The following is a 3,534-nucleotide window of genomic DNA, read 5'->3' as shown; positions in this document are numbered from 1 at the left end:
ACACAGGCTTCTTTGAACTCGGGCGAATACTTCTTACCAGTTCCCAACAGGCTTCCCTTTCAGTCAACCCCAAAGAAATCAGATCCTTGGGGCCAACTGTCCGAGACTCGCCGGGCGCCTCAGGGAGCAGGCCGACGTTGCCCGGCCCAACAGGGAGCAGGCCGAGTCGCAACGGAAGCTGGTCGGCGCCAACAGCTACACACGTGCCGCGATGAGATCAACCGACTACGGTCTGAAAACAAGACACTGCGCGAGCAACTCGCCCGCCGGCTCGGTGACGAACGATCCGCCGCGATCACCCGAAGGACATGAGATCGATAGCGGCAACCCACACCCCGTCAAGGACATGTCTACAACGGAAATTCCCCCAAAATAACGGCTATACAGCTTGATTGATGAAGGGAACTTCGATTATCCCGGATGGGACAAGAGGCTCCAGGCTGCCCCGGCGAAGGTCGTCATCAGGCCACCGCGACCTGGACATCGCGAATGCCGTCCTCGTTACTGTGGGTAATGAGGACGGCATTGCGGGCACAGGGCTCTCCACTTAACCCTCAATCCACCGATGGGTCGAGGGTTAAGTGGAGAGCCCTATGCGGGCAAATCACACGACGTGTGGAGCCCGTTCGATCGCCTCGGTCGAGACTTCGATGTCGGACCAGGTGAGCTCCAGGGTGCCTCGCTTCTGCAGCTCTGCAATGAACTCGTCCGGGTCGTAGTACACCTCCGGATCGACGAAACCCAATTGCTGGCCGGATCCGTGCTTCGCGAGCAGGTGAGCTCCGACCGCCGCGCATATGCCGGTCTGCCTGCCGGTAGCGATGTCCCCCCAATCCACCGGATGCGTGAGGTTGTAAACCCTGCGAATGGTCCGGCCGCTGAGAGTTCCGAGAACCTCCACTTGGGTGAAAAGGAGACAGGGAGCCGTTCGGACGCCGCCCAACTTCTGCCAGATGCGAGCACGTGTAGCGTCTAGGGCGGTCACACCGGGCATATCAGGGAGTTCAACCGAGTCAAGCAGGCCGTACTTATTGAGGACGCGCATGTCGTTCATGAGCTCGACTGGCCAAGTCACGCGCATCGCGCAGAACTTCAGGTCTGGAAAGTGCTTTGGCAGCGTTTGCGGCTCGGTGTGGGAGACGAAATAGACGTGCTGCTTCCCGATTGGCTCGGGGAACTCCGCAACGCGGGACCCATCCATGGACGCAGCCCAGTGGTACCGGCCATTCTGGAAATACTGTCGTGTCGGAGTATCGTCGGCAAGCTCCCAGAGAATCGTGTCGAGCAGGCCGGGAGATGGAGCGATCGCCCGCCAAGCCACTCCCTGGATGTGGACTTCCTCCACCGAGGTGAGTTCCCGATGCGCATGACTGACAAGCACATTCGAGAGGCCGGGACTAGACCCCAGGCCGGACACTGCCGTGATACCGGCATCGGCGGCCGCGTGCCGCTGGGCGGGCGTCGGCACCGAGATGAGATCTGCGTAATTGACGCGTGCCTCGACTGCGAGGTCGATTACCTCGTCGAAGAGGGTCAGACTGGTGCAGTTCATCAAGAGATCAGCATCCTGCAAAGCGTCGAGGACGCGCTGTCGATTCTTCAGGTCGATCACCCGTGCCTCGACGCACTCACCCTGAGTGGCGGCCGTCACCAGTTGATCAAGCCGATCCGCGTCCACGTCCAGGAGGAGGAGACTGCCAATGTCGGCGCAGTCTGCTAGCTCCCGTGAAACCCATGCGCCGACCTCGCCAGCGGCGCCGAGCACCACCACTCGGGGGCGTAGTTTCTGGGTGTCAGTGGTGTCCATCAGAATGACCTCCCGATCGAACGGCCGCCGACGCTGGCATCGGTGTTGCTGCGCGTGGTCATGCTTCCTCCAAGTCATTGTCCATGAGAACGGATCCCAGTATCCGACACGATGATCTACCCGAGACAGCGTACGAAAGTATGGTGCGCGCTCCATGGCTCGGACATCCTTTCGGACCAGGACTTGTCGGTCAGTGCACCGCACAGCACCTGGCCCCGGCGCTCGAAGTGGTGCCGATCCCGAACCTCGTCGAACCAATCGGCAAAGATGGTGCGTTGCGAGCCGACAGCGGGCTACAGCGAGCTGGCAAGGCGATGCTCGATGAGGTGGCTCGACTGGCCGATATACTCATGCCCTCACCCTCCGATGCGTGAGCGTCTCGGTCGAGACCGGCGCGGCCAGAGCCCTGACCCAGCTGCCGGGAACCGCTCGCCCGGCCAAGTCATCACCGGCAGCTGTGACGTGCGGTTGTTGAAACTGTTACAGCAAGCGTGGCACCGTGTGGTTGTGCGCGTGACCGGTGAGGATGGCACCCAGAGCCCGGACGTACGTGTTCGCTCACCAGACGGGCCAGCTCGCGCACCCGACGCGGTGCAGGTCCATGGAGAACGTCGACGATCGGGCCGACCAGCCTCGGGTCCACGGAGTAATGGTTGGTGTCCAGGCGCACATAGTAGTCGCGGCGCAGGCGGCTCCGGTTGCGCAAGCCAGGTACAGCAGAACAGGTGGCAGCAACAGCATCGTGGTCCGGTCAGCCTTGAGCTCGGCCGGTGATGCTTGAGCGTGCGGACGACCGGGTGCTCGCGAGGTCCAGCCAGTCGGTGAACTGGTGTTGAAATCCTCCAGCGGGGCAAATTGACGGTCGGGCGGGCATGGACGCGGACTCGAACCGGCCGTTACGGCGTTCCACGATGCCCTTGGACTCCGGGTCTCGTGTGGTAACAGCATCATCGCGGTCGCCAGAGTCCCCAAGAACGAGGCCACCGCCCGGCGCGGCGTTTTCCCGCGGCCGGTGCGCAGCAGTTTCCCATTCTCAGAGAACCAACGGAATGAAGCCAGCCAGCCGACCGGCCTCGTCGCGGGCCTGTCAGGCGTCAGCGGCCAATAGTGCGTACCCGCGGGTCGACGACGGCAAACGATGTCGACTTCGGTGTGTCCGCTCGTACCGCGGTGGTGAGTCCAAGTTCACCGCCTTGACATCTTATCGTCCGCGAGAACCCCAAAACGCTGCGCAAGGCGTGCTGGGGGGTGTCCCTATGGTTCTTGTTAAGCCGCTGATGGGGTTTTTGTTTGGTAGAGGGGGCCGTCGCGGAGCATCGGGGCGCCCGGCCTTCGGTCGCTCCAAGGACTTTCGCACGGATCTGCCGCAGGTGGTCATCGCGATGGCGGTCACCCGCGACGGGGTCCCGGTGCGGTGCTGGACCTTCCCGGGCAACGAGCAGGACCAGAAGATCATCCGCACGGTCAAGGACGACCTGGGTGACTGGAACCTGCGCCGGCTGGTGTGGGTCGCCGACCGCGGGTTCGCCTCCGCCGGTAACCGGGCGTACCTGACCAGGGGTGGTGGGCACTACATCCACGCGGAGAAGCTGCGCCACACCAACCGTGAGGCCGCCGCGGCGCTGGCCCGCCCCGGCCGGTACAAGAGGCTCGCAGACAACCTGCGTGTCAAGGAGATTCACGTCAACCCGGGTGACCCACTGGCCGGCGGTGACGGGGCCCGCGCG

Annotated in this window: 3 protein-coding genes; 1 reads left to right on the top strand and 2 read right to left on the bottom strand. The window is 63.1% G+C overall.

Annotated features, from left to right (window positions below; all coding sequences use genetic code 11):
• Positions 1-604: 604 nt before the first annotated feature.
• Both FGL98_RS24775 and FGL98_RS27330 read right to left on the bottom strand, forming a co-directional pair.
• Positions 605-1,807 (bottom strand): saccharopine dehydrogenase family protein, encoded by a 1,203-nt coding sequence (locus FGL98_RS24775; RefSeq protein ID WP_186526391.1) that lies wholly within the window; start codon positions 1,805-1,807, stop codon positions 605-607.
• 445 nt (positions 1,808-2,252) lie between these two features.
• Positions 2,253-2,513 carry a Mu transposase domain-containing protein gene (locus tag FGL98_RS27330; RefSeq protein ID WP_425461030.1) on the bottom strand — a complete coding sequence of 87 codons (261 nt, stop codon included), beginning with the start codon at positions 2,511-2,513 and terminating at the stop codon, positions 2,253-2,255.
• Positions 2,514-3,063: 550 nt separating this feature from the next.
• Here FGL98_RS27330 and FGL98_RS24770 point away from each other — a divergent pair.
• On the top strand, positions 3,064-3,534 hold a 471-nt coding region (locus tag FGL98_RS24770; RefSeq protein ID WP_222432410.1), incomplete at its 3' end, for an IS1634 family transposase.

It is taken from the genome of Leekyejoonella antrihumi (assembly GCF_007845645.1).
GTDB classification, from domain to species: Bacteria; Actinomycetota; Actinomycetes; order Actinomycetales; family Dermatophilaceae; genus Leekyejoonella; species Leekyejoonella antrihumi.
The sequence above is the reverse complement of the archived record's forward strand: the minus strand, read 5'-3'. Positions and strand labels throughout refer to the sequence as shown.

Excerpts from the sequence above, each read along its gene's own strand:
- FGL98_RS24775 (WP_186526391.1), bottom strand. The coding sequence starts at position 1,807 with ATGGACACCACTGACACCCAGAAACTACGCCCCCGAGTGGTGGTGCTC.